Consider the following 24050-nt stretch of genomic DNA (forward strand, 5'->3'; position numbering starts at 1 on the left):
GGTGGTTCAGCAGGCGCCGGGCAGGACGGCGGACCAGCCGCCGTCGACGACGAGGTTGGCGCCGGTGACGTAGGAGGCCTCGTCGGAGGCCAGGAATAGCGCGCAGCGGGCGATCTCCTCCGGGGTGCCGACGCGGCCGAGCGGGATGTGCCGGCCGATGTCGCGCATCGGGTGGTCGGCGGCCAGCAGGTCGGCCTCGGTGGCGGGGGTGCGGATCATTCCCGGGCTGATGCAGTTGGCCCGGATCCCGTGCGCTGCGCCCTCGGCCGCGAGCTGCCTGGTCATCGCGACCACGCCGCCCTTGGTCGCGGTGTGCGCGATGCGGGTGTTGGTGAGCGAGCCGGAGATGCCGGCGGTCGAGCCGACGAGCAGGACCGCGCCTCCGCCCCGGGCGACGAGGTGCGGCCACGCGTGCTTGGTGACGAGGAAGACGATGTCGAGCTCGTTGCGTACCGTGAAGGTCCAGTCGGCGTAGCTGGTCTCGGCGACCGGGGCGAAGCGGGTGGCGCCGGCGTTGTTGTAGACGATGTCGATACCGCCGTGCTTGGTGGCGGCGTCCTCCACCCAGGCGCGCACACCGTCCTCGTCGCCGAGGTCCAGTGGGTGGGTACTGGACATCCGGCCGCCGGCCGCCTGGACGAGGTCCGCGGTCGCGGCCGCGCCGTCGGGATCGAGATCGGTGCCGATGACGACCGCGCCCTCGGCGGCGAACAGCAGCGCCGCGGCCCGGCCCTGACCGCCGGCGGTGCCGGTGATCAGCGCGACCTTGCCCGCGACCCGGTTCATCGTGGGGCCGCCCGCACCGCGTCGCTGATCGACTTCACGCCGCCGTGCGCGGTCATCCCACCGTCGACGGGGATCTCGGCGCCGGTGATGAACGAGGCGTCGTCGCCGAGCAGGAACGCGACCAGCGGGGCGACCTCGTCGACGGTGCCGGGACGTCCCAGCGGGGTCTCGGCCACGTTGGCGGCGAGGAACGCCGGCGAGGCCGACGCGGTCATCGGGGTGTCGATGTATCCGGGGTGCACGGTGTTGACCCGGATGTTGCGCGGGCCCAGTTCGAGGCAGGCGGCCTTGGCCAGGCCCCGCAGCGCCCACTTGCTCGCGGTGTAGGCGAGCGGGAAGTGCCCCGTGAGGGCCGCCACCGACCCGACCACGACGATCGACCCGCCGCCGGCCATCAGCGGAGTGAGCGCCTGGATGCCCAGCAGGGTGCCGGTGACGTTGACTTCCGACACCCGGGCCAGGTCGGCCGGGTCCAGCTCTTCCAGGCGGGCGCGCCAGGTGATGCCGGCGTTGGCGACCAGCCCGTCGACCCGGCCGAAGCGCGTGCCGAGGTCGGCGGCGAGGTTCCGCCAGCCCTCGGCGTTGGTGACGTCCAGGCGCCGGTACTCGACGCCGGGAAGTTCCTCGACCGGCGTGTCGCCGAGATCGAGCGCCACGACCGTCGCGCCCTCGGCGGCGAGCAGGCGCGCCTCGGCCGCCCCCTGTCCCTGGCCGGCACCGGTGACGACGACGACCTTGCCGGCGACGCGGATGCTCATGGGGTGCGCTTCCTGGCGCGTGACCGAGGCCGCGCCGCCCGGACGGGGGGCAGGTCAGGGCCCTCGACGACGGTGTTGCGGAGGGCGCCGATGCCCTCGACGGTCATCTCGACGATGTCGCCGGGGCGCAGCGGCGGCGGGGTCTGCTGCCCGCGGCGGCCCCACAGCTCGGCCAGGCAGCCGCCGTTGCCGCAGGTGCCGGAGCCCAGGACGTCGCCGGCACGCACCCACGTCCCTCGGGAGGCGTAGGAGATCAGCTCCTCGAACGGCCAGCCCATGTTCGACAGCAGGTCCTGGCCGATCTCGACGTCGTTCACCGAGACCCGCATGTCGAGGGCGAGGAAGCCGTCGGCGTCGCGGTAGGGCTCCAGTTCGTCGGCCGTCACGAGCCACGGTCCGAGGGTGGTGGCGGAGTCCTTGCCCTTGGCCGGTCCGAGGCTGACCTTCATCTCGCGGCGTTGCAGGTCGCGGGCCGACCAGTCGTTGAGCACGGTGTAGCCGAAGATGTGGTCGCGGGCCTGCTCCGGGGTCAGCGAGGCGCCGTCGCGGCCGATGACGACGGCGACCTCGCACTCGAAGTCGAACAGCCGCGACCCGGGAGGGGTCGGCACGTCGTCGTGCGCACCGATCAGCGCATAGGGGTTGGTGAAGTAGAACGTCGGCGCCTCGTACCACTCCGCGACGACGCCCCCGCCGTCGGAGACCGAGGCGACGACGCCCTCGACGTGCTCCTCGAAGGCGACGAAATCGCGTACCGTCGGCGCGGCCAGCGGCGGCAGGAGCCGCACGGTGTCCAGCGCCACGGCAGGCCCGGCCAGGGCTGCCGCGCCGGCGTCGAGTGAGGCCGGCAGCCCGGCGCGGACCAGGTCGAGCACCGTCGTGCCGGCGGGGAAGGGGTGCACACGTGCACCGTCGACCACTCCGCAGGCAACTGTGCTCTCGCACTCATAGGTGGCGAACCGCATGGCCGGCTCAGACCGGCGGGGCCACGAACAGGCCCTTGTCCGGGTCGTTGAACGACTTCGCCGCGACGAATTCGTTCATCGCGTTCGCCGTACCCCACTGGTCGGCGACCTCGGGCTGGGTGAAGTCGTAGATGTGCGGATGCCAGGTGTCCTCGTCGATCCTCTCCAGCTCGGTCGTGTACTCCATCGTGTTCCCGCTGGGATCGAGGAAGTAGCTGAAGGTGTTGTTGCCGGCCTGGTGGCGCCCAGGGCCCCAGATCTTCTCCACCTCGGCACGCAGCAGCCGCCCGGTGCCGCGCATGTACTCGTCGAGCCCGCGCAGCTCGAACGACGCATGGTGCAGCGCTGGGTGTGGGCCACGCGCGATCGCGATGCTGTGGTGCCAGCTGTTGATCCGCATGAACCACATCATGTTGCCCATGCGCGGGTGCATCAGGGTGTCGGACAGGGCGAATGCGAGGTGCTTCTCGTAAAAGGCGCGGGTGCCCTCGGGGTCGGCGGAGTTGAGCACGACGTGGGAGAGCCGTACAGGGATCGACTCGCCCTCCTCGATCGCGCGGTGGGCCCGCACGGCCACGTCGGAGCTGACCTCGACGGTGCGGCCCTCGTTGTCGAAGAACCGGAACCCGTACCCGCCGCCGGGGGTCTGCAGGGCCCCCGGCTCCGTGACGAGGGTGACGCCGTCGGCGGCCAGGCGTCCGGCCAGGGTGTCGACGTCGGCCGCGGTCGCGGCGCCGAACGCGATCAGGTCGATGCGCTTCTCCGGCGCCTGGCGCAGCCGTACCACGTACTGCTCCGGGGAGCCCTCCGCGGCCAGGAACGTCAACCCGGGCTCGGAGTGCTCGGCCTTCAGGCCCCAGGTGTTGACGTAGAACTCGAGCTGCGTCTTGTGGTCGGGCACCGCCAGGTCCAGGTGGCGCAGGTGGGTGATCAGACGGTTGGTCATCGCCGTCCTCCTTATCGTCGTGGGGTGCGGGCTACTTGACGGCGACGGGGGCGACCGGGGCGCCGACGGCACCGGTCACCGGGATCGGCGCCGCGGTGAGCCAGAAGTCGTGCACGCCGTCGGCGGCGCAGTCCGCGGCGAGGGCGTCGAGGTCCCACATCTCGCCGAGGAACAGCCCGATGTGCGGAATGGCCACCTGGTGCAGCGGCTGGAAGGCCTCGTCGAACTCGTTGGGCCGCACCTCGAAGCCCCAGGTGTCGGTGGCGATGCCGGCGATCTCGGTGTCGTGGAGCCAGTCGGCGGTGGTGAAGGACAGCCCGGCCGACGGGCCGCCCGCGTAGTCGCCCCAGCCCTCGCGCCGCGCCCGGGCGAGCCGGCCCGTGCGCACCAGCAGGAGGTCGCCGCGGCCGACCCGTGCCGAGTCGCCGTGCGCGGCGACGGTGGCCTCGAGGTGCTCGACGGTGATGGCGAAGCCGTCGGGCAGCTCGCCCGCGGCGTCACCCGCGACCCTGCCGACATCGAGCAGCACGCCCCGGCCGGCGATGAGCCCGGCCGTGGTCTCGATTCCGGTGACCTTGTCGCCTTCGCTGGTGACGACGTCGCCCGCGCGGCGGCCGTTGTAGGCCATGCCGTGGTCGAAGATGTGCCCGAGGCCGTCCCACTGGGTCGAGGCCTGCAGAGGCATGAACACCACGTCGTCGGCCCCGCCGATGCCGTGCGGGAAGCCCTGGGTGCCGCGTTCGGCCTCCAGGCCGGTGTCGAGCATGGTGTGCACCGGGTTGGTCCGGCGCCGCCAGCCCTTCTGCGGACCGTCGGCGTCGAAGGTCTGGGCGAGGGAGAAGCTCGCGCCGCGACGCACCAGGGCGGCGCCTTCGCGGCGTTTGGCCTCGTCGAGGAAGTTCAGTGTGCCCAGGATGTCGTCGGCGCCCCAGCGGCCCCAGTTGGAGTTGCGCTTCGCCGCTGCGGCGACGGCACCTTCGGGATCGGTGCGGTCGAGCCCGCCCGGCGTCATCACGCCCCACCGCGCACGGCAACGAATCGTTTCTCGGCCTCGTCGATCGCGGCGATCTGGGCCAGGATCTCGCCGGGAGAGGACTCGCCGACCACCTTCTGCAGGAAGGGGGTCCGGTCCAGGATCGCGTCCCGCACCCCCTGGAGGGGACCCGGGGCGTGATGGAAGACCTTGCCCAGGATGTAGGCCTGCTGCACCTGGCGCGAGGTGTGCGGCTTGCGCGGGGCCTCGAAGGCGTCGAGCGCGGCCCGGACGGCGGCGTGCTCGCTCAGGTCGAGCCCGGCCAATCGGCGGCCCAGGTAGTACCCGTCCTCGGTCGCCATCCCCGCGCCGTAGGCGGCGTAGGGGGAGGTCGGGTGCGCGGCGTCGCCCACGAGGGTGGCCCGGCCCTTGGACCACTGCTTGAGCGGCTTGCGGTCGCGCAGCACCCAGCGCTGCACGTTGCCCGGCTCGGTCGCGGCGATCAGCTGCGGCAGCGGGGCGGGGAACTCCGCGCCCATCGCGGTCGCGGTGGTGTGCAGGTCGCCGTCGAAGGTGGTGGCGGCGTCGTGTGCGCCCAGCACCCACCACTGGAACCCGTGGCGGCCCTTGTGTCGGATCGAGGTCCAGCTGCCCTGCACCGTCCGGTTGTGGGAGACGATGCACAGCCCCGGGTCCGCGACGAGGTCCTCGTCGAAGGTGAATCCCCCGAAGATGTGCAGGTTGTGCTCCCGCTTGGGCGAGTCGCCCCACAGCGTCCGGCGGACCAGCGAGTCGATGCCGTCGGCGCCGACGAGCACGTCGACCTCGATGGTCTCGCCGTCGGCCATCTTCAACCGGACGCCGGTCTCGTCCTGGTCGAAGCTCTCCACTGTGCGGTTGAGCTGCAGGACACCGGGCGGCATCGCAGCGAGCAGCCGTTGGTAGAGCTCCGGGCGCAGCAGCCCGATGAAGCCGCCCCCGTAGTCGGCGACGATGTGCTCGGGCAGGTTGACGCGGGCCCGGGTGCGGCCCTTCGCGGAGCGGAACTCCGAATAGCAGGGGGCGCCCAGGTCGGTGATGTCGACGCCGAGCAGGCCGAGCGCTTTGATCGGCGGTGGCCACAGGTTGAGGATGTTGCCGGCCGGCCGGGCCTGCGGGTAGCGCTCCAGGAGGACGACGTCGTGGCCGGCCTGGTGGACCGACAGGGCGGTGGCCATGCCGGCCGGTCCGGCGCCGATGACGGCGACTCGGCCTCGCTTCGTTGCGGGGACGCTCATGGTGCTCCCTGGAGATAGGGGTGACGGGAAGTGTCAGTCGGCGACGGTGTGGAAACGCATCGTCGGCGTGCCGTCGACCAGCGAGCCGGCTGCGGCGAGGAACTCCTGCGTGTGCGGGTGCTCCATGTGCGCGTCGAGGGCGGCCTGGTCGCGCCAGATCTCGACGCTCAGGATCGTCTCGTCGTCGGTGAGGTCGGCGTAGAAGCCGTAGGACTCGCAGCCCTCGTCTGCACGGGACTGCGTGGCGACGGCACGAGCGGCCGACACCAGGTCAGCCCGGCGTCCGGGAAGCGCACGGGCACTGCCGATCACGATCAGCACGAAGATCCTCCGACGGTGGAAGATGGGCAAAGCGTAGTGAACGCTACGGTTGAATCAAAAGAGTAGCGCCTGCTACGGTTCTGTCAAGACGATGCCTTCACGATCGCGGCGGTATCGACCGTGCCCAGGTCGCACGCGGGCGATCCATGCCCGGGCGACAGCAAGGACGCTCTGTCACTGGAATCGTTTTACCGATGTGTCGCCCGCGGCCGGGACGAGGACGTTCCTCGGCGCGATGAAGGAGACTTGCATGCTGTGCGCCCCTGTAGATCTGCGGACCGACACGCTGGGCAGTCCGTTGTGCATCGGCAGTCGAAGTCCGGAGTTCGCGTGGCGGCTGCCTGCCGGGGGCGTGGCCCAAGCCGCGTACCAGGTACAGGTGACCGCTGGGGACGGTTCCGCCGCGGGTGAGCCGGCTTGGGACAGCGGTCGGGTGACCGGCACGGAGCCCTTCGGTGTCACGTACGAGGGCACGTCGCTGATGTCGTGCCGGCGCTACAGGTGGCGGGTGCGCGTCTGGTCCGGGACGGAGCAGGAACCCGGTCCTTGGAGCGAGTACGCATCGTTCGAGACGGGCGTACTGGACCCGGAACGCTGGGCCGCATGCTGGGTGAGCGGGCCCGCCCCCGCGGCGAAGACCGACTATCGCGTGCTGTACCTGCGTACCACGGTCGACCTTCCCGCACCCGTGCTTCGGGGCCGGGCCTACGTCTCCGCGCTGGGCTGGTACCGCTTCTTCGTCAACGGACGTGACCTCACTGGCCCGGCGCTGGTGCCGCGCTGGACGCCGTTCGACCAGTACGTGGAATACCAGGCTTATGACGTGACGGAAGCCTTCCGTGCCGGCGGCAACGTTGTGTCGATGGCGATCGGGGACGGCAGATTCCGCGGGGCCAACGGGCTCACCGCGAAGCAGGCCGTCTACGGCGACCGCACCGCGGGCCTCGTCCAGGTGGATCTCGATCTGGAGGACGGCAGCACGGTCACGGTCGTCAGCGACGGATCCTGGCAGGCAGGGACAGGGCGCATCGGCCCTGCCGACCCGATGTTCGGGGAGCGGGTCGACCTGCGCGTACCCGATGAGGACTGGCTGACCTCACACGCACCACCAGCCCGGTTCGGGCCCGCCGAGGTACTCGACGACCGGCGCACGCTGATCGCCGAGGACGTTCCCGCGGTGTGCGAGATCGAGCGGCTCTCTCCTCGCACCGTCAGCCGGGCGTCTTCGGGTAAGCAGATCGTCGACTTCGGGCAGAACTTCGCCGGCGTGGTGCGGATCCGTCTTCCCGCAGGACCCGGGACCACCGTCCGCCTGACGCACAGCGAGGTCCTGCGCAAGGACGGCGAGCTGGACATCGACTACATCCACGGACTTCCCGTGAACCGCTGGTACCAGCGCGACGAGGTCATTCTCGGCGACGAAGCAACCTGGTGGTCCCCGTGGTTCACCATCCACGGATTCCGCTACGTCGAGGTCGACGGCCTGCCCGGCGACCTGAGTGCCCAAGACATCGAGGGCATCGTTCTGTCCTCGACGTTGCCGGACACCGGCGGCTTCGACTGCTCCGACCAGCGGCTCGTCCGCCTTCGTCGGAACGTCTCCTGGTCACTTCGGTCGAACTTCACCGACACCCCGACGGACTGTCCAAGCCGGGAACGCTCCGGCTGGACCGGGGACATACAGGTCTTCGCCCCGACGTCCACCACGTTCGTCGACGCCCAGGCCTACTTGCGCCGCTACCTGCGCAATCTGGCCGCAGAGCAGCTGCCCGACGGTAGAGTGCCGGTCTTCGTTCCCGCTGAGGCCTCGTCCTTCTCCGGAGGAATGGCCAAACTGATGCGCATGGTGGCGCAGTCGGCCGGCTGGGGAGACGCCGCCGTACTGCTGCCCTGGACGCTGTACCGGTATTACGGCGACCGGCCCGTCCTGGAGCGGCAGTACCCGAGCATGACCGCATGGGTCGATCAACTGACCCGCCGGGCTCGCGAGAAGCGGCGCATCACCCGGCGCCTGCGCGGCAGCGCGAACCCTGACGTCGACCCCTTCCTGCTGGACACCGGCTTCCACTTCGGCGAGTGGCTGCGTCCGGGGCAGGGCTTCGCCGCGTCGATTCTCGACAGCATGCGGCACAGCCCGGTGACGGCCACCGCCTACTTCGAGCACTCGGCGCGCACTCTGTCCGACATCGCGACTGTCCTCGGCCGCGACGCCGATGCCACCCGCTACCGGGAAATCGCGGACCACACGCGCAGCGCATGGCGGGCGGCCTTCCTGCACGACGACGGCCGTGTCGGAACCGACCGCCAGGACGACTACGTCCGCGCCCTCGCCTTCGGCCTGCTGGAACATGAAGAACGCCCCGCGGCCGTCGACCGGCTGGTCGCGCTCATCGAGGAAGCCGATGACCACCTGGCCACCGGCTTCCTTTCCACGCCGATGCTGTTGCCGGTCCTCGTCGACGCGGGCCGGCCCGACGTTGCCTGGCGTCTGCTGTTGCAGACCACCACGCCGTCCTGGCTGTACCAGGTCGAACAGGGGGCGACCACCGTCTGGGAGACCTGGAACGGGTACAACACGAAGGGGGAGGCAAAAGAGAGCCACAACCACTACGCCCTCGGTGCGGTGGTCGGCTTCCTCACCGAATACGTCGCCGGGCTGTCGCCGACTGAACCGGGCTACCGCGTGTTCGACGTCCGTCCACTGGTGGGCGGCGGACTGACCTCCGCCCGCGCCGAGGTGCAGACGCCCTACGGCGCAGCCTCCAGCAGCTGGGTCGCAGACGAGAGCCAGGTGACTCTGGAGGTCACGGTTCCCCCAGGCAGCACCGCGCGCGTGCACACCGGCATCGGCAATCGCCCGCAGGAGTTCAGTAGCGGTACACACACGGTGGTCTGGCCCCGCGCCGAGAGAGGGCAGGGCTGAAACCCCAGCCGTGGCCCCGCAACCGCGGGCGGCGGTCTGATTCCGGTGGGCAAGTCGCCGGCCGACAGCCTCTCCGTCCGCTTCGGAGGACGCTTCTTCGAGGTTCTGCCACGACTGCCTGAGCCGATACGCGACCGGGCACTCGCGGCTGGGCAGCGCGCCACCGTCCCACCGATGCTGAGCCGCTACTACCTCGGCTGGGCGGCCCACCTGCACGCCAACAGCACCCCGCTGAACGATCCGGCCCTGTCACCGATGGCTCGAGGCGGGCTTCGACACCCTCAAGGGCCAGCTGTCGCTGGAACGGCACGGCACCCGCGCACCCACGGCGGTAACTTCGCCCGGATCGGCGGAATGAGATGGCGTCCCTTGTCGTGGTGTACGGGATCAGCGGCGGGGTGAGTCGTTTCGAGGTGACGGTGGGAGTCACCTTCTGGCCAAGTTTGCGATGTCGGTCTGTTTTGAGAAGCCGTATCTCAACCGATCATGGAACGTGTGGGTCGAACAAGGTTCCCGCCGGGGTGATCTTCCCGTTCGACCTGGCCGGAGCGACCGTGCCTGCCGACGCCCTGCACGCCCAGCGCGGCCACGCCCGCTTCCTCGTCGAGGACAAACAGGCGCACTACGCGCTGACGGTGAAGAAGAACCAGGCCGGACTCTACGAGCGGCTGCACTCCCTGCCGGACAAGGCCGCGGCACGAGCGGGGGTGGGCAAGGCGACCGTGTACCGGCGCTGGAGGTCCCGCGCAGAGCTGGCCGCGCGCAGGATCTGGGCATCCCGGGCGGGGTCACGTGGAGGGCCCGAGGCACCGGGGGGACGACGCAGTCGCGCACTGGGATCGGGCATGCCTGCTCTCTTCTCGCACTAGGACCACTTTGTCTCGAGCTTATCGGCTCTGTTAGCGTCCTCCGCGAGCGAACCCGAAACACGTTTGTCTCGGGTCCTGAATGATCAACCTGATCGTGAGGTGGCGTAGTGAAAGCTGTGGGTTTCACCGAGTTCGGCGGCCCGGAGGTCATGCGGGTTCTGGATCTGCCGGAGCCGCATGCCGGGCCCGGACAGGTGCGGATCAAGGTGGCCGCCGCCGCTGTACACCCGCACGATGTCAACGCGCGACTCGGGGCCATCGCCGAGTACAGCCTCGAATGGTTTCCGCCCGCCGAGAAGTACGTGGTGGGGATGGACGCGGCCGGGGTGATCGATGAGGTCGGCGAGGGAGTGCGCGCCGAATTGGCGGTCGGCGCCGAGGTGATCGGTCTGCTGGTGCCGAAACTGGCGCTGGGTGCGCAGGCGGAGTACGTGGTGGCACCGGCGGAATCGGTGGTCCGCGCACCGAAGGGGGCCGACCTGACGGCGGCGTCGACCCTGCTGATGAACGCGCTGACCGCCCGGATGGCGTTGGATGCCCTTGAGCTGGCGCCAGGAGCAACCGTCGTGGTGACCGGCGCGGCCGGTGCGGTCGGCGGTTACGCGGTGCAACTGGCCAAGGCCGCCGGGCTGACGGTGATCGCCGACGCGGCCCAGGCGGACCGGGACCTCGTCATCGGCCTGGGCGCCGATCACGTGCTCCCGCGCGGGGACGGATTCCCCGAACGGGTCCGCGATCTGTGCCCCGGCGGCGCGGACGGGATCATCGACGGCGCGGTGATGAACGAAACGGTGACCGCAGCGGTACGCGACGGCGGAAGCATCGCGAGTGTCAAGGGGTTCACCGGGACCGCGGACCGTGGTGTGCGCTGGTGCCCCGTGTTCGTGCACGACCGGGCCCAAGACACGGCGGCCCTGACGGAACTACGCGACCAGGCCGAGGCGGGCATCCTCACGCTCCGCGTCGCGGCGACGTTTTCCGTCGACCAGGCGGAAGCGGCGCACCGGCTCTTCGAAGCCGGCGGCGTACGGGGCCGTCCCGTCCTGCTGTTCTGAGCCACAACGAGGACTGACCGCCCCGCCCCGCTCGACTCGGTGGCAGAGCCGCAGGATCAGCTGTCGAGGCGTCGGTATCAGGGTGCCGGCGGAACTGTGTGACCCATCCCGCCGGCCCCGCCGGCGGCGCGCAGCCTCGCCCCGGGCTCCCACCACAGCCGTGCGCAGCCCTCCGGCCCCCACCCTGTGCGGCACCCATCCGGCCGCAGGTTGACAGCAGCCCGACACCCGCAATATAGTTGACATTGTCACTGAGTGAGGATGTCAATGATTGACAACAGCACCCACGTTTCGGAACTGGCCCCGGCGCTGATGCGGCTCATGGCCGAGTTGACGAGAAAGACACGTGCGCTCTTCGGGGACGGTGGTCTGGATTTGACGCCGGATCAGTTCGCGGTGCTCCAGGCCCTTGCGGAGCACACCGACCTGATCACCCAGGCCCAGCTCGCCGGCGAGCTCGCCAGGGAGAAGACCGTCGTGCTGCGGCAGATCGACTCGCTCGAGAAGCGAGGACTGCTCGAACGGGTTGCCGACCCGGACGACCGGCGCAAGAGAGGCCTGGTCCTGACCGATGAAGGCCGTCGCGTCCACGCCGCGGCCAAGATCATCGTCGACCGGCTGATGACGGAGCTGGTCGGTGACATGCCGGCCGAAGAACTCAGGGGCGTCGTCAAGTGTCTCGACGAGATTCGCGCGAAAACCCAGTCGCTCTGAACCGACTCCCGATCGGCCAGTGCCGGCAACGGCGTCGCCGGGCTCGACTCCACCTTCGCTCTGTCCCCAGGGAGGTTCACGATGGAAGGAACGCCGAACCATGCCAGAACACTTAGTTGTCGTCGGGGCCGGACAGGCAGGCGGTGAAGTCGCAACGACGTTGCGCCAGCGCGGCTGGAGCGGCGGCATCACCCTCGTCGGAGACGAGCTGAGCCCGCCGTACCAGCGCCCGCCACTTTCGAAGGGCTTCCTCCTCGGAAAGCTCACCCGGCAACAGCTTTACCTCAAGCCTGCCGCGACGTACGAACGCTTCAACATCGCTCTGCGGCTGGGCACATGGGCGGAGGCGATCGACCGGGCGGTGAAGGAACTCGTCGTCAGCGACGGCAGCCGCCTGCCGTACGACAGACTCGTCCTGGCGACAGGAGGCCGCGCGCGGCGCCTGACACTGCCGGGCGTGGACATGGACCAGCTCGACAACCTCTTCACGCTGCGCCGGATCGACGACGTCGACGCGCTGCGTCCGCATTTCGTCCCGGGCCGCAAGCTCGTCCTCATCGGTGGTGGCTACGTCGGCCTGGAGATCGCTGCGGTGGCCGCACAGCTCGGCCTCGACGTCACCGTCGTCGAGGCGGCTGAGCGACTGCTGGCGCGCGTGACCGGGCCGGAGGTGAGCGGCTTCCTCGAGGACGTCCACCGCTCGCACGGTGTCCGCTTCCGACTCGCTGCCACGGTGGCCGACGTGACCGTGGACGCCTCGGGACGCCGGGTGACCGGAGTGGAGGTGTCGGCCTCCGGGGTCGTGGACCGGCTCGACGCCGACCTCGTACTCGTCGGGATCGGCATGGAGCCGAACACCGGCCTGGCTTCCGCAGCAGGTCTGCAGGTCGACAACGGCATCGTCGTCGACGAGTTCGCACGTACGAGCGACGCGGACATCCTCGCCATCGGCGACTGTGCCAACCAGCCCAGCGCCTACGCCGGCAGACGCATCCGGCTGGAGTCGGCGCCCAATGCCATCGAGCACGCCAAGGTCGCCGCGGCGACCATCCTCGGCCGGCCACAGGCGTCTACGGCGACGCCGTGGTTCTGGTCGGAACAGTACGACCTGAAGCTCCAGATGGTGGGCCTGTCAGCCGGCCACGACCGGTGTATCACCCGCGGTGGTACGGACACGACGTTGTCTGCCTTCTACCTCACGGGCGACAGGGTTGTCGCCGCCGACGTCATCAGCCGGCCGGGCGACTTCGCCACCGCGCGGCAGCTCGTCACCAGTGGCCGTCCCGTCGACCCCGAGCGACTGGCCGACAGCGAGATCCCCCTGGCTCAGGCCGCACTCTGATCCCGGCCGCGCCCACGGGGCGGTGACTGCTCCTGGGCCCGCCGACGCGGCCAAAAGGGCCGCCTGTTCATGAAACACACCCACGCGAGGAGGGGGAGTTCCACCATGCCCAAGATCACCTTCATCGAGGACGACGGCACCGAGCACGCCGTCGAGGCAGGCGCCGACGCGTCTGTCATGCAGGCCGCGATGGACAACCTCGTCCCCGGCATCGTCGCCGAGTGCGGCGGTTACGCCAACTGCGCCACCTGCCACGTCTACATCGACCCGGCATGGGCCGACAAGCTGCCCGCGCCCGAGGAGGCCGAGGAAGTCATGATCGAGGCCGCCTTCGACGTCCGGCCCACAAGCCGACTGTCCTGCCAGGTCCAGGTGACCGAGGACACCGACGGCCTGATCGTGAGGCTCCCTGCCTCCCAGACCGGCGCGTGACCCGCCCTTTCCTCCCTGCGCCCGACCACCCTGACGAGAGAGGTGACACGATGACCACAAACTCCACGATGGACATCCCCGCGCACGTACCGGAAGACCGCGTCGTCGACTTCGACTACCTGCGGCCGGCCGGCATCGACGAGGACCTGCACCTGGCCTGGAAGAACGCGCAGGACACCCTGCCCGACATCTTCTGGACCCCCCGCAACGGCGGCCACTGGGTCGTCACACGCGCCGACGCCATCAAGGCGATCCAGCTCGACCACAAGCGCTTCTCGCACGCGCGCGTCACGATCGGAGGCGAGGACGTGCGCGAGGGATCCATCGTCCAGATGGACCCGCCCCGGCACGGCTCGTACCGGATGCTCGTGTCTCCCGCTTTCTCCCCCAAGACCGTAGCGGCCCTGGAGCCGATCGTGCGGGAGACCACCGTTTCGATCGTCGAGGAGCTGTGCCCCAAGGGTGAGTGCGAGTTCGTCGGCGATTTCGCCCAGATACTGCCCGTCGTCGTCTTCCTCGGCACCGTCGGTCTTCCGCCGGAAGACCGCGAATACCTCCTGCCGCTCGCGGAGAAGGCCATTCGACCGCGGGATCGGCAGGAGCATCTTGAAGGCCAAACCGCCCTGGGCGAGTACGTCGCCCGAGCCCTGGCCGCACGGGCCGAGCAGCCGGGCAGCGACCTCCTGAGCAAGATCGTGACGGCGAAGATCGGTGGCGAGCCCATCGCCTTCGAGGCGGCCGTGACGCTGTGCCAAATCGTCCTGGCCGGCGGTCTGGACACCGTCGCCTCGATCCTCGGCTTCGTCGTACGGTTCCTCGCGCTGAACCCGGGACACCGCCAGCAGCTGATCGACGACCCCTCCCTCGTGCCCAACGCCGTCGAGGAGCTCATCCGCCGCCACGGGCTCATCAACAACGCGCGGCTGATCACACAGGACACCGAGTTCCAGGGGATGGGGCTCAAGGAGGGGGAGCAGATCCTCGTCCCCAACCTCCTCTACGGCCTCGACGAGCGGCAGGTCGACAACCCGCTCGTCGTCGACTTCACCCGGCCCCATCCCGAGCAGCACCACGCGGCCTTCGGCAACGGCCCCCACCGGTGTCCGGGCTCCTTCCTCGCCAAGCTCGAACTCACGGTGTTTCTCCAGGAGTGGCTCGCCCGGATCCCGGACTTCGTCATCAAGCCCGGCACGACGCCCCGCATGGCATCCGGTTCCGTCAGCACCGTCCAGGAACTCCACCTCGCGTGGGACACCGATCCCCGCTGATCCACCCGCCCAGCGAACCCCGCCGGCAGGTCAGCTGGCATCTGGTTCCGTCAGCACCGTCCAGGAACTCCACCTCGCGTGGGACACCGATCCCCGCTGATCCACCCGCCCAGCGAACCCCGCCGGCAGGTCAGCACCATCACACCGGTCCTCCGGCGCCAAGACTCAGGAGCATCCATGTCCCAGATCACCTTCACCGATCGTGTTGTCGCGATCACGGGCGCCGGCCGAGGACTCGGCCGGGAACACGCCCTGGACTTCGCCCGCCGGGGAGCGGCAGTGGTCGTCAACGACCTCGGGGGCACCGGGTTCGGGGCGGGCGCCTCGAACAGCGCCGCCGACGAGGTCGTCGCCGAGATCCGGGCCGCCGGCGGGCGTGCCGTGGCGAACTACGACTCCGTCAGCACCCGATCGGGCGGCCAGGCGATCATCGAGTGCGCGATGGACAACTTCGGCCGCATCGACGCGGTCGTCAACAACGCCGGGTTCCTGCGCAACAAGGTATTCGAGGACCTGGGGGACGCCGAGCTCGACGACATCATCGACGTGCACCTCAAGGCGGCGTTCTACGTCACTCAGCCCGCCTACCGTGTCATGCAGCGTCAGGGCTACGGGCGCATAGTGTTCACGTCATCGGCCTCCGGCGCCTTCGGCAGCCCGGAGCAGACCAACTACGGCGCGGCCAAAGCCGGTCTGCTCGGCCTCACCAACTGCCTCGCCTGGGAAGGGCGCAAGCACGGCATTCTCGTCAACGCCGTGCTCCCCACCGCCGGCACCCGGCTGGCGCAGGAGATGAGCCGGCAGTGGCACGACGAGATGGTCGGAGAGGTCCACCCGGACGCGGCCGTCCTTGCACCCACCCATGATCCCTCCTACGTCACGCCCGTCGTGGTCTACCTCGCAAGCGAGCAGAACACGGCCACGCGCGGGTTCTACTCGGCCACCGGCGGGCGATTCGCCAAGGTCGTCCCCGCGGTGACACACGGCTGGTTCGGCCCGCTGGAGCGTCCGGCCACCGCGGAGGAGATCGCCGAGCACTTCGCCGACATCGAGTCCGACGAGCACGGCTATGACCTTCCCGAGAGCGTGATGGACGAGGGCCGCCCCGTGCTGGCGCGCAGGCTTCAGCAGACGGGTTCCGCGTCCGCCGGAGCCTGATCTCCCGTAGCAGGTCGCCATCGCGGCTGATCACAGCCTTGCCACTGGGCACAACACACGGCCGCTACAGCTTCGCCCTGCCGGGCGAGGTCCAGGGCCACCGCTCCGCTCCACCGCCAAGCCCGAAACCGCCTCCAACGATCCAGGAGGTCTCCTCGGCCTGCTCGTCCCTGCCCACGCGCTGGGCGAGCCGGTAGCCGACCTTCTCGTGCGACAGACCCACCTGGCCACCGATCTGTCGCACCCCCCGAGGCTGCTATGTCGTGTCAAGCCGCTTGAGGAAGCTCTCCGTTCGGCTGGGTCCTTCGTTCGAGGATCTTGAAGATCTGGCGGCAGACGTTGCGTTTGAGGCATCGCTGGGCGTCGCGGGAGCTCTTGCCCTCGCTGATCCGGCGAGCGACGTACGTCTTCGTGGTGGGGTCCAGCCTCATCCTGATGAGGGTGATCGTGTGCATCGCTCGGTTCAGCTGGCGGTCGCCGCCCCGGTTGAGTCGGTGCTTGTTCGTCAGGCCCGAGGAAGCCGGGATTGGGGCCACACCGGCGAAGGACGCGAAGGCGGCCTCGGAGCGGAAGCGGCCCGGATGCGACCAGCTGACCAGGATCTGCGCTGCGGTGATCGGACCGACGCCGAGCAACTCCAGGAGCTCGGGCGCTTGTTGGCGGACGATCTGGAGGATTTCGTTCTCCAGATCACGAGCCTCGGCCTGCAGGTGGCGGACGCGCTGCGCGGTCGAGCGCAGGGCGCGGATGGTCATGCGGTGCTCGGTGGACAGCGCGGGACGGTCACGAAGGCCAGCACTGCGGGTGATCTGCGCCGGCCGGTTGAGTCGACGTAGATCGGCGCGGAGGTCGTCCGGCGCGGAGATGATCAGCGCCTTGAGCTGGTTGATCGCCGCTGTGGAGGCGTGAACGGCGCGCTGCCGGGTGGCCAGCAGCACGCGCATCGCCTCGCGCGCTCCGCGCATGCGGGGCTGGATGACGTGCTCGGTGGCCAGTGCCTCGCGGGCCGCGCGGACAGCGTCGAGCATGTCTGTTTTGCGGCCTCCGCGCACCGGTGGCCGCTTGGGACGGCAGACCTCGATGATCTGCTCACCGGCGTCTTTGAGGAAGGCGGCGAGGCCGGCACCGTAGCTGCCGGTCCCTTCGAGAGCCCAGCAGCGCCGACCAGGAACGTGCTGGTGGGCGAACTCCAACAGGCGCTGGTAGCCGCGGGCGTATGCGGGTGCGTCAGTGGTCTCCAGCACGGCGCCAATGGGGCTGACGGCGGCTGCGGCTAGCGTGTCGCGGTGGGTGTCGACGCCGATGACGCCATCGACTTGTTCTGCGAGCATGGTCACGCGGTCGTTCTCCTCCGAGGCGGATGGCCGTAGTCGGCGTCGGCCTGGGTGGAGTCACCACGTGGCGGAACTGTGATGAGTCACGCCGTGAGGCGGCGGACAAGCTGCTGATCAAGCCAACGGGTGGGCCAGGCCGACGCCCGCGTCCGACAGACATCTCGGGGAAACGGCAGTCCCTGACGGGGCGCCAGTTATTTTGCGAGTCATGCCGGATCACGAACGCCGAGCCTGGCAGCAACCCATCCCGGGCCGCAGAACAACTCTCACAGTTATCTTCTTCGCGGTCCTGCAAGAGGGCCGCCCGGACGGGCAGGCGGTCGGGCAGCCGGCTGGTCGCCTGAACCGGGGCCTGTGCGGTGAGGTCGAGGAAGTCGGCGACGGGGCGGTCCGTGTGGTGAGCGGCGAGCTGTCCGCGCAGGTCCGCCAGGGTGCTGGTGCCGCGGACGGAGTCGGCGCCGCCGAGTTGTTCGACGGCGCGCGCGACGACGTCGACGGCGGCGTCCACGTCGCCGAGCGCAAAGCTCTCGCGGCTGGCTGGTCAACGGGACCGAGGGGCCGGCACGGGCACCTGACCCGGGGCCGGTCAGCTGACGGGGATGACGCAGACGCGGGCGAAGTGGGTGCCGATCACGGCTTCGTGGAGGTGTCCGGCGATGGCACGGTCGCCTTCGACGCCCATGACGACGTGGACGTGGGCGGAGCCGTTGCGGATCTCGCCGGAGCCGGTCATCTCGCCGGGCAGGCGGTACTTGGTGATGGTGTCCTTGAGCGCGTCGCCTTCGGACATGGTCGAGACGGTGAAGGAGTCGGCGGCCCCGATCAGGGAGACGATCGCGGCGTCGGTGATGCCGGCCTTGGCGGCCTGGCGGTTCAGCTCATCGGGGGAATCGGTTCACCCGTTCTTCGAAGGTGAGTTGACGCGCGGGCGGCGTCGCTTGCCGGTGGCCGCTGTACGGGTTCGTCAGAGCGAAGGCATGAGAATGCCGTCGACGATCGCTGCGATGTCGTCGTCGCTGATCTGCCGGCCGCGGACAAGCTGCCAGTGGAGCAGGAGAGCGAGGGCGGCGGAGACCGCGATCGGGTGGTCTCCTGACGGGTAGGTCCGGCCGGGGGGCCGGTCGCCGCGCTCCACCGCGTGTGCCAGCACGCCCTCGACGGCTCGGTGGAGGGAGTCGATGTAGCGGTGGCGGATGAGGCTGCACAGTTCGGGTTCCTGGCGAGCTGTGTCGAGCAGGGCTGAGAGCAGGTCGATGCGAGAGTGGTCCGGGTTCCGGGTGGCGCGGGTCATGGTCGCGATGAGTTCCGCGCGGAGTTGGCCGCGGCCGATCGTGACCGGGACGAGGTCGTCGGTGAGACCGGCGTGGTCCAGCGCCTCGGCGGCAAGCTCTGCGCGGGACCTCCAGCGCCGGTACACGGTCGCCTTGCCCACTCCCGCTCGTGCCGCGGCCTTGTCCATGGTCAGCGCCGGATATCCGCCCTCGGCAAGGAGTTCGCTGGCCGCGCGCAGGATCTGGGCATCCCGGGCGGGGTCACGTGGAGGGCCCGAGGCGCCGGGGGGACGGCGCAGTCGCGCACTGGGATCGGGCATGCCTGCTCTCTTCTCGCACTAGGACCACTTTGTATCGAGCTTATCGGCTCTGTTAGCGTCTTCCATAAACCCGGAACGCACTTGTATCGGGTTCTGAAATGATCAACTTGATCGTGAGGTGGCGTAGTGAAAGCTGTGGGTTTCACCGAGTTCGGCGGCCCGGAGGTCATGCGGGTTCTGGATCTGCCGGAGCCGCATGCCGGGCCCGGACAGGTGCGGATCAAGGTGGCCGCCGCCGCTGTGCACTCGTCCGATGTCAACGCGCGGCTCGGGGTCGTCGCCGAGTACAGCCTCGAATGGTTTCCGCCCGCCGAGAAGTACGTGGTGGGGTGGGACGCGGCCGGGGTGATCGATGAGGTCGGCGAGGGAGTGCGCGCCGAGTTGGCGGCCGGCGCCGAGGTGATCGGTCTGCTGGTGCCGAAACTGGCGCTGGGTGCGCAGGCGGAGTACGTGGTGGCGCCGGCGGAATCGGTGGTCCGCGCACCGAAGGGGGCCGGCCCGGCGGCGGCGTCGACCCTGCTGATGAACGCGCTGACCGCGCGGATGGCGTTGGATGCCCTTGAGCCGGCGCCAGGAGCAACCGTCGTGGTGACCGGCGCGGCCGGTGCGGTAGGCGGTTATGCGGTGCAACTGGCCAAGGCCGCCGGGCTGACGGTGATCGCCGACGCGGCCCAGATGGACCGGGACCTCGTCATCGGCCTGGGCGCCGATCACGTGCTCCCACGCGGGGACCAATTCGCCGAACGGGTCCGCGATCTGTGCCCCGGTGGCGCGGACGGGATCATCGACGGCGCGGTGATGAACGACGCGGTGACCGCAGCGGTACGCGACGGCGGAAGCATCGCGAGTGTCAAGGGGTTCACCGGGACCGCGGACCGTGGTGTGCGCTGGTGCCCCGTGTTCGTGCACAACCGGGTCCGGGACACGGCGGCCCTGACGGAACTGCGCGACCAGGCCGAGGCCGGCATCCTCACGCTCCGCGTCGCGGCGACCTTTCCCGTCGACCAGGCGGAAGCGACGCACCGGCTCTTCGAAGCCGGCGGCGTACGGGGCCGTCCCGTCCTGCTGTTCTGAGCCACAACGAGGACTGACCGCCCCGCCCCGCTTGATCGGGCCCCACCCTGGCAGCCCGACTCACACCCGGTCAAAAGTCTGTATCACGTGGGGCGGAGGCGAGATCCTACGTCCTCAAGCAGCGGGCCATACGAAAGGAGCGCCGTGCGACGACCTTCGCCGAAGCGCTGACGGCGGACGAGGAGTACCTGGAGATGCCGTACCGCATACGGCGCCGCCCCGAGTCCTCCTCCGCCGTACGACAACAACTGACCGACGAGTTCAGCGGCCTACTCGCTCGCATGGCCTTCCACCAGGCAGGGCTCCAGATCGAGGCCACAACCGTCGCGGGCCCCCATGCGGCCCTCGTGGCAACGGCACGAGCCGAGTCCGGCGCGCAGATGAGCCTCGCCTGGCGGCAGCCACCGATCGGCACCGGCAGCGGCATGGACCTCGGAGTCCCGTACCCCAGGGACCGATGCACGCGGCCCGAGCCACGTGCATCGAGGTGTCACAATCGGTGTGACCAGGATCGGTAGTTGACACTTAAGGGCGTGCAGAGAAGTAACTCGCGGGTTTTGAGACTTGACCTCGCGGGTCAGCGCGCCACGCGCCCGCATGTTGTTCTTCTGCGAGCCCTAAGCGTTGTCCCGTAAATGATCTAAAGCATGCTGGTTGACCAGCGTTGTTTCCCGCTCAACCGGCGAGGGTGAGGTCGTGGAGGCGGGCGATACCGAGCATGGCGTGGTGGACGCCGTCGCCTTTCAGACGGCAGTCGCGCAGGATCTTCCAGGTCTTCATGCGAGCGAAGGCGTGTGGACCGCGAGGACAGACAGCAACGCGAGGGTATTGACGCCCTCACAGCTTGAGCTGATCGAGGACTCGTACGACCTGGTCGTGGCCGGCCTACCGCGCGTCGAGTGCCTCCACCTCGGCCGCTCCTGGGACTGCCTTCGCGTTCGTCCTACGGCCCCGGAGGCCGAGGGCGACGAGTACGGCCGCCGCCAGTACGACCGTCGTTTCCACCGCGAGGACCGTGTGGAGGCCCGTCAGCAGGTCCGACGAGGTGGTGGCGAGGACGCCCAGGAGCGGGATGCCGATGGTGATGGCGACCTGCTGGGTGGAGGTGACCAGACCGGTCGCCAGGCCCTGCTCCGCGTCCGGTACTCCCGACGTGACCGTCAGACCGTAGGAGACGATCACACCGAGGTGACACACGCACGCCAGGGAGATGGCGGCCGTCGCGAGCCACACCGACCAGGCGTGGGTGTCAAGGCCCAGCAGTGCCCCGGTCAGCACACCCTGCCCGGCGAGCGAGCCGACGAGCGTGCGGCGGGCGCCGAAGCGGCCGATGACCTTGGAGGCGTAGGCCCCGGCGACCGCCGACAGCACGCCCGCCACGCCGAAGATCAGTCCTGTCCGGAAGGCGGACAGGTCCAGGGTCTCCTCGAAGTACAGGGTCAGCACGAACACCAGCGTCGACATCATCGAGAAGGTGACCAGGCCGCCGAGATTGCCCCACGCCACGGTGGGGCGGCGCAGCATCGGCAGGGAGACAGGGGCTCCTCGGTGCGGTATTCGATGAGCGCGAACGCGGTGAGCAGCGCCAGGCCCGTGGCCAAAGTGGCTATGACGTCGGCGTGGCCGAATCCGCGGTCGGCGGCCGTCGACAGGGCGTAGATCACCGACAGCAGACCACCGGTGACGGTGACCGCGCCGGGCACGTCCAGGCGCGGGCGCTCAGGGGTGCGGGACTCCGGCAGCAGACCAGGGGCCAGGGGCAGGACGATCAGCGCGAAGAGGGCGAGCACACCCATGGTGGAGCGCCAGCCCAGTACATCGGTCAGGACACCGCCGGCCACCATGCCGACGGTGAAGCCGAGCGAGAGCAGCGTGCCCGAGATACCGAGGGCGCGGTCGCGGGCCGGCCCCTCCGCGAAAGTCGTGGTGAGCAGGGACATCCCGGTCGGGATGATGGCCGCCGCACCGATCCCCTGCAGGGCCCGCCCGGTCAGGAACGACGCCGGGTCCCAGGCGAAGGTCGCCAGCAACGAGGCCGCCCCGAACAGGGCTAGTCCGGTCAGGAACAGCCGTCGGCGGCCGTACAGGTCGCCAACGCGGCCGAAGAGGAGCAGGAAGCCGCCGGACGGCAGCGCGAACGCGGTGATCGCCCACTGCAACGTCGACTGGCTCATGCCGAGGTCGGCGCCGAGGACGGGCAGCGCCACGTTCAGCACGGAGAAGTCGAGGGCCACCATGAACTGGGCGGCGCACAGGACGAACAGGACGAGTTTGTCGCGCGTCGACATTCGCGGAGTGTCGAGCCGTGAGGGGTCGGAAGTGGTGTCGATCGCCATGGGCAAGAGCCTGCGCCCGGCGGAATAGCCGTGGGAAGCGGCAGGTTGTCCTGGTGGTGACACCACCAGGACACGAGGAGGACCGGTCCATGCCCGGGGACGCGCTCAAGACCCGGCGGCGTAGCGAGCTGCGCGAGTTCCTGATGAGCCGGAGGGCCCGGGTCACCCCGGCCGATGCCGGACTCCCGGACGGTGGCGCCCGCCGCCGCACTCCGGGGCTGCGCCGCGAGGAGGTCGCGGTGCTCGCGGGTGTCGGCGCCTCCTGGTACCAGTGGCTGGAACAGGGCCGGAACATCTCGGTCTCCCCGCAGGTCCTCGACTCCGTCGCCCGCGTCCTGCGGCTGAGCAACGCCGAGCGCCGCCATCTCTACGTCCTCGCCGGGATGACCCCGCCCGTACCCGAGATCGAGCCGGACGGGCAGTGGGACATCCGCGAGGGACTTCAGCGGCTGATCGACACGTGGATGCCGTATCCGGCGCACATCATGGACCTGTACTACAACACCGTGTTGTTCAACGAGGCGGCCGCGACGGTCCTCGGGATGCGGCCCGGCATCACGCAGAACTGCCTCGTCGACTTCTTCACCGATCCGATGTACCGCTCCCGTGCGCGGAGTTGGGAGCAGAACGCGCGCACGGTCGTCGCGCAGTTCCGGGCCGCCTGCCTGGCCAGCCCGGACGACGAGGGATTCCAGGCGGTGGCCGCCCAGCTGAAGGGGGCGAGCGCGGAGTTCGCCGAGCTGTGGGAGCGGCGGGACATCGAGGAGGCCGGGCAGATCCGCAAGGAGATGGACCACCCGGTGCTGGGGCTGCTGTGCTTCGAGTCCAGCGTGATGAGGCTTCCGGCGCGGCCGGATCTGTCGATTGTGCTGCACACTCCTCTGGACGAGGCGGACATCGCGGGCAAGCTGGAGTGGCTGGCGTCGCCGGAGGGCCGGCGCGGGGCGATGTACCCCATGGCGGGATAGCGGTCTCGATTGAATCCACGCCGACTTGCCAACTGCCTCCCCGGCAGGTGAGACGATCCTGCGGTGGCCGGTGTGATCACGGCGTCGGAGCCGTCTTGGACAACCCGTTCACCGGGCTGAGCCCACGTCAGTTGAGCAAGCTGGTCACTGCGCTGCGGCGTGAGGGTGCGGATCCGGTGCGCAAGGGCCGGCCGTGGAGCCTGCCGCTGGAGGACCGAGTGCTCCTGGTCGCCGTCTACTGGCGGAGGAACCTGACCCTGCGCCAACTGGCCCTGCTGTTCGGAGTGTCCAAGTCCTCGGCTGACCGAATCATCGGCCAGCTCGGGCCAGCGCTTGCCTTCCAGCAACGCAGACGGTTCCGTAAAGACACCGTGCTGATCGTCGACGGAACCCTGGTCCCCACCCGCGACCACCAGGTCGCCGAGCAGTCGAAAAACTACCGGTACTCAACCAACCACCAGGTCGTCATCGACGCCGTCACCCGGCTCGTCGTCGCGGTCGGCCGGCCGCTGCCCGGCAACCGCAACGACTGCAAGGCGTGGGAGCTGTCCGGTGCCAAGGCCGCCGTCGGCAGGACCACAGTGATCGCGGACGGCGGCTACCGAGGAACTGGCCTGGTCATCACGCACCGCCGCGAACCCGGCCAAGCCCAACTCCCGGCCTGGAAAGAGGAACACAACACCACCCACCGCAAGGTTCGTGCCCGCGTCGAGCACACCTTTGCCCGTATGAAGACCTGGAAGATCCTCCGCGACTGCCGCCTCAAGGGCGACGGCGTTCACCACGCAATGCTCGGCACCGCCCGCCTGCACAACCTCACCGTCGCCAGGTGACGAAGAAGCGGGCAGTTCAACGAGCACGTCGTAGATCATTTACGGGACAACGCTCAGGCCCATCACTTTGACTTTCCGCCTGCCGTCGTGCAGGCGCGAGTGCGCCAGATGGACCGCGGGGCAGCGG

The 24050-nt window shown here is 69.5% G+C and carries 21 protein-coding genes and 3 pseudogenes; 11 read left to right on the forward strand and 13 right to left on the reverse strand.

The features are described 5' to 3' along the window. Nucleotides 1–6 precede the first annotated feature (6 nt). The 7 genes from OG870_RS44180 to OG870_RS44210 are packed head-to-tail and all read right to left on the reverse strand — an operon-like array spanning nucleotide 7 to nucleotide 6026. Complete coding sequence (locus tag OG870_RS44180; RefSeq protein ID WP_266587502.1) at nucleotides 7–786, reverse strand: SDR family NAD(P)-dependent oxidoreductase; 780 nt, start codon at nucleotides 784–786, stop codon at nucleotides 7–9. Continuing rightward, nucleotides 783–1544, reverse strand: a complete 762-nt coding sequence (locus OG870_RS44185) for an SDR family NAD(P)-dependent oxidoreductase (protein WP_266587504.1) — start codon at nucleotides 1542–1544, stop codon at nucleotides 783–785. Before OG870_RS44185 ends, OG870_RS44180 begins: the two co-directional genes overlap by 4 nt. Beyond that, entirely contained in the window at nucleotides 1541–2509 is a 969-nt protein-coding gene (locus tag OG870_RS44190) for a fumarylacetoacetate hydrolase family protein (protein ID WP_266587506.1), read from the reverse strand. Before OG870_RS44190 ends, OG870_RS44185 begins: the two co-directional genes overlap by 4 nt. A 7-nt stretch (nucleotides 2510–2516) precedes the next feature. Continuing rightward, nucleotides 2517–3455, reverse strand: a complete 939-nt coding sequence (locus OG870_RS44195) for a VOC family protein (RefSeq protein ID WP_266587508.1) — start codon at nucleotides 3453–3455, stop codon at nucleotides 2517–2519. A 31-nt stretch (nucleotides 3456–3486) separates the two neighbouring features. Further along, on the reverse strand, nucleotides 3487–4467 hold the full coding sequence (locus OG870_RS44200) for a cyclase family protein (protein ID WP_266841874.1): 981 nt from the start codon (nucleotides 4465–4467) through the stop codon (nucleotides 3487–3489). Further along, nucleotides 4467–5705, reverse strand: a complete 1239-nt coding sequence (locus tag OG870_RS44205; protein WP_266587512.1) for an FAD-dependent oxidoreductase — start codon at nucleotides 5703–5705, stop codon at nucleotides 4467–4469. The genes OG870_RS44200 and OG870_RS44205 overlap by 1 nt, the downstream gene beginning before the upstream one ends. Before the next feature lie 33 nt (nucleotides 5706–5738). Further along, a complete protein-coding gene (locus OG870_RS44210; protein WP_266587514.1) occupies nucleotides 5739–6026 on the reverse strand; it encodes a putative quinol monooxygenase in 288 nt (95 codons plus the stop codon). A gap of 250 nt (nucleotides 6027–6276) precedes the next feature. Between OG870_RS44210 and OG870_RS44215 the strand changes: the two genes are divergently transcribed. The 8 genes from OG870_RS44215 to OG870_RS44250 all read left to right on the forward strand — a co-directional run bounded on the left by OG870_RS44215 (nucleotide 6277) and on the right by OG870_RS44250 (nucleotide 15787). Continuing rightward, nucleotides 6277–8949, forward strand: coding sequence for a family 78 glycoside hydrolase catalytic domain (locus tag OG870_RS44215; protein ID WP_443063454.1), 2673 nt, complete (start codon nucleotides 6277–6279; stop codon nucleotides 8947–8949). A gap of 521 nt (nucleotides 8950–9470) precedes the next feature. Continuing rightward, a complete protein-coding gene (locus OG870_RS44220; RefSeq protein ID WP_266587518.1) occupies nucleotides 9471–9818 on the forward strand; it encodes a TetR family transcriptional regulator in 348 nt (115 codons plus the stop codon). Nucleotides 9819–9925: 107 nt separating this feature from the next. Next, on the forward strand, nucleotides 9926–10873 hold the full coding sequence (locus OG870_RS44225) for an NADP-dependent oxidoreductase (protein ID WP_266841879.1): 948 nt from the start codon (nucleotides 9926–9928) through the stop codon (nucleotides 10871–10873). A 267-nt stretch (nucleotides 10874–11140) separates the two neighbouring features. Continuing rightward, nucleotides 11141–11587, forward strand: coding sequence for a MarR family winged helix-turn-helix transcriptional regulator (locus tag OG870_RS44230; RefSeq protein ID WP_327692127.1), 447 nt, complete (start codon nucleotides 11141–11143; stop codon nucleotides 11585–11587). A gap of 100 nt (nucleotides 11588–11687) precedes the next feature. Beyond that, nucleotides 11688–12929 (forward strand): NAD(P)/FAD-dependent oxidoreductase, encoded by a 1242-nt coding sequence (locus OG870_RS44235; RefSeq protein ID WP_327692128.1) that lies wholly within the window; start codon nucleotides 11688–11690, stop codon nucleotides 12927–12929. A gap of 105 nt (nucleotides 12930–13034) precedes the next feature. Beyond that, nucleotides 13035–13361 carry a 2Fe-2S iron-sulfur cluster-binding protein gene (locus tag OG870_RS44240; protein ID WP_150484027.1) on the forward strand — a complete coding sequence of 109 codons (327 nt, stop codon included), beginning with the start codon at nucleotides 13035–13037 and terminating at the stop codon, nucleotides 13359–13361. A gap of 50 nt (nucleotides 13362–13411) precedes the next feature. Beyond that, complete coding sequence (locus OG870_RS44245) at nucleotides 13412–14629, forward strand: cytochrome P450 (RefSeq protein ID WP_327692129.1); 1218 nt, start codon at nucleotides 13412–13414, stop codon at nucleotides 14627–14629. A gap of 177 nt (nucleotides 14630–14806) precedes the next feature. Continuing rightward, nucleotides 14807–15787, forward strand: a complete 981-nt coding sequence (locus OG870_RS44250) for an SDR family NAD(P)-dependent oxidoreductase (RefSeq protein WP_266587528.1) — start codon at nucleotides 14807–14809, stop codon at nucleotides 15785–15787. A gap of 64 nt (nucleotides 15788–15851) precedes the next feature. Here OG870_RS44250 and OG870_RS44255 read toward each other — a convergent pair whose 3' ends face one another. The 4 genes from OG870_RS44255 to OG870_RS44270 form a co-directional block, all read right to left on the reverse strand. Further along, on the reverse strand, nucleotides 15852–16031 hold the full coding sequence (locus OG870_RS44255) for a hypothetical protein (RefSeq protein ID WP_266587531.1): 180 nt from the start codon (nucleotides 16029–16031) through the stop codon (nucleotides 15852–15854). 22 nt (nucleotides 16032–16053) lie between these two features. Then, a complete protein-coding gene (locus tag OG870_RS44260) occupies nucleotides 16054–17124 on the reverse strand; it encodes an IS110 family transposase (protein WP_443063455.1) in 1071 nt (356 codons plus the stop codon). Between the two features lie 583 nt (nucleotides 17125–17707). Beyond that, on the reverse strand, nucleotides 17708–17998 hold the full coding sequence (locus OG870_RS44265; protein WP_266588609.1) for a PCC domain-containing protein: 291 nt from the start codon (nucleotides 17996–17998) through the stop codon (nucleotides 17708–17710). An 87-nt stretch (nucleotides 17999–18085) separates the two neighbouring features. Continuing rightward, a complete protein-coding gene (locus OG870_RS44270; RefSeq protein WP_266587533.1) occupies nucleotides 18086–18712 on the reverse strand; it encodes a TetR/AcrR family transcriptional regulator in 627 nt (208 codons plus the stop codon). A gap of 126 nt (nucleotides 18713–18838) precedes the next feature. Between OG870_RS44270 and OG870_RS44275 the strand changes: the two genes are divergently transcribed. Further along, entirely contained in the window at nucleotides 18839–19786 is a 948-nt protein-coding gene (locus tag OG870_RS44275; protein WP_327692130.1) for an alcohol dehydrogenase catalytic domain-containing protein, read from the forward strand. 675 nt (nucleotides 19787–20461) lie between these two features. Here OG870_RS44275 and OG870_RS44280 read toward each other — a convergent pair. Next, a pseudogene (locus OG870_RS44280) lies at nucleotides 20462–20590 on the reverse strand (IS5/IS1182 family transposase); the annotation flags it as partial. An 81-nt stretch (nucleotides 20591–20671) separates the two neighbouring features. Further along, a pseudogene (locus OG870_RS44290) lies at nucleotides 20672–22122 on the reverse strand (MFS transporter). Nucleotides 22123–22211: 89 nt separating this feature from the next. Here OG870_RS44290 and OG870_RS44295 point away from each other — a divergent pair. Beyond that, nucleotides 22212–23090 carry a helix-turn-helix transcriptional regulator gene (locus OG870_RS44295; RefSeq protein ID WP_266841888.1) on the forward strand — a complete coding sequence of 293 codons (879 nt, stop codon included), beginning with the start codon at nucleotides 22212–22214 and terminating at the stop codon, nucleotides 23088–23090. Nucleotides 23091–23153: 63 nt separating this feature from the next. Further along, nucleotides 23154–23923 (forward strand): annotated as a pseudogene (locus OG870_RS44300) (transposase). The last annotated feature ends 127 nt before the right edge of the window (nucleotides 23924–24050 follow it).

Origin of the sequence: Streptomyces sp. NBC_00461 (genome assembly GCF_036013935.1) — a bacterium.
In the GTDB taxonomy this organism is placed as follows: Bacteria; Actinomycetota; Actinomycetes; order Streptomycetales; family Streptomycetaceae; genus Streptomyces.

Bases quoted from the DNA above. Each gene is read 5' to 3' on its own strand.
- OG870_RS44195 (WP_266587508.1), bottom strand. From the start codon at position 3,455: ATGACCAACCGTCTGATCACCCACCTGCGCCACCTGGACCTGGCGGTG.
- OG870_RS44295 (WP_266841888.1), top strand. From the start codon at position 22,212: ATGCCCGGGGACGCGCTCAAGACCCGGCGGCGTAGCGAGCTGCGCGAG.
- OG870_RS44205 (WP_266587512.1), bottom strand. From the start codon at position 5,705: ATGAGCGTCCCCGCAACGAAGCGAGGCCGAGTCGCCGTCATCGGCGCC.
- OG870_RS44200 (WP_266841874.1), bottom strand. From the start codon at position 4,467: ATGACGCCGGGCGGGCTCGACCGCACCGATCCCGAAGGTGCCGTCGCC.
- OG870_RS44185 (WP_266587504.1), bottom strand. From the start codon at position 1,544: ATGAGCATCCGCGTCGCCGGCAAGGTCGTCGTCGTCACCGGTGCCGGC.
- OG870_RS44270 (WP_266587533.1), bottom strand. From the start codon at position 18,712: ATGCCCGATCCCAGTGCGCGACTGCGCCGTCCCCCCGGCGCCTCGGGC.
- OG870_RS44180 (WP_266587502.1), bottom strand. From the start codon at position 786: ATGAACCGGGTCGCGGGCAAGGTCGCGCTGATCACCGGCACCGCCGGC.
- OG870_RS44230 (WP_327692127.1), top strand. From the start codon at position 11,141: ATGATTGACAACAGCACCCACGTTTCGGAACTGGCCCCGGCGCTGATG.
- OG870_RS44235 (WP_327692128.1), top strand. From the start codon at position 11,688: ATGCCAGAACACTTAGTTGTCGTCGGGGCCGGACAGGCAGGCGGTGAA.
- OG870_RS44240 (WP_150484027.1), top strand. From the start codon at position 13,035: ATGCCCAAGATCACCTTCATCGAGGACGACGGCACCGAGCACGCCGTC.
- OG870_RS44190 (WP_266587506.1), bottom strand. From the start codon at position 2,509: ATGCGGTTCGCCACCTATGAGTGCGAGAGCACAGTTGCCTGCGGAGTG.
- OG870_RS44245 (WP_327692129.1), top strand. From the start codon at position 13,412: ATGACCACAAACTCCACGATGGACATCCCCGCGCACGTACCGGAAGAC.
- OG870_RS44215 (WP_443063454.1), top strand. From the start codon at position 6,277: ATGCTGTGCGCCCCTGTAGATCTGCGGACCGACACGCTGGGCAGTCCG.
- OG870_RS44250 (WP_266587528.1), top strand. From the start codon at position 14,807: ATGTCCCAGATCACCTTCACCGATCGTGTTGTCGCGATCACGGGCGCC.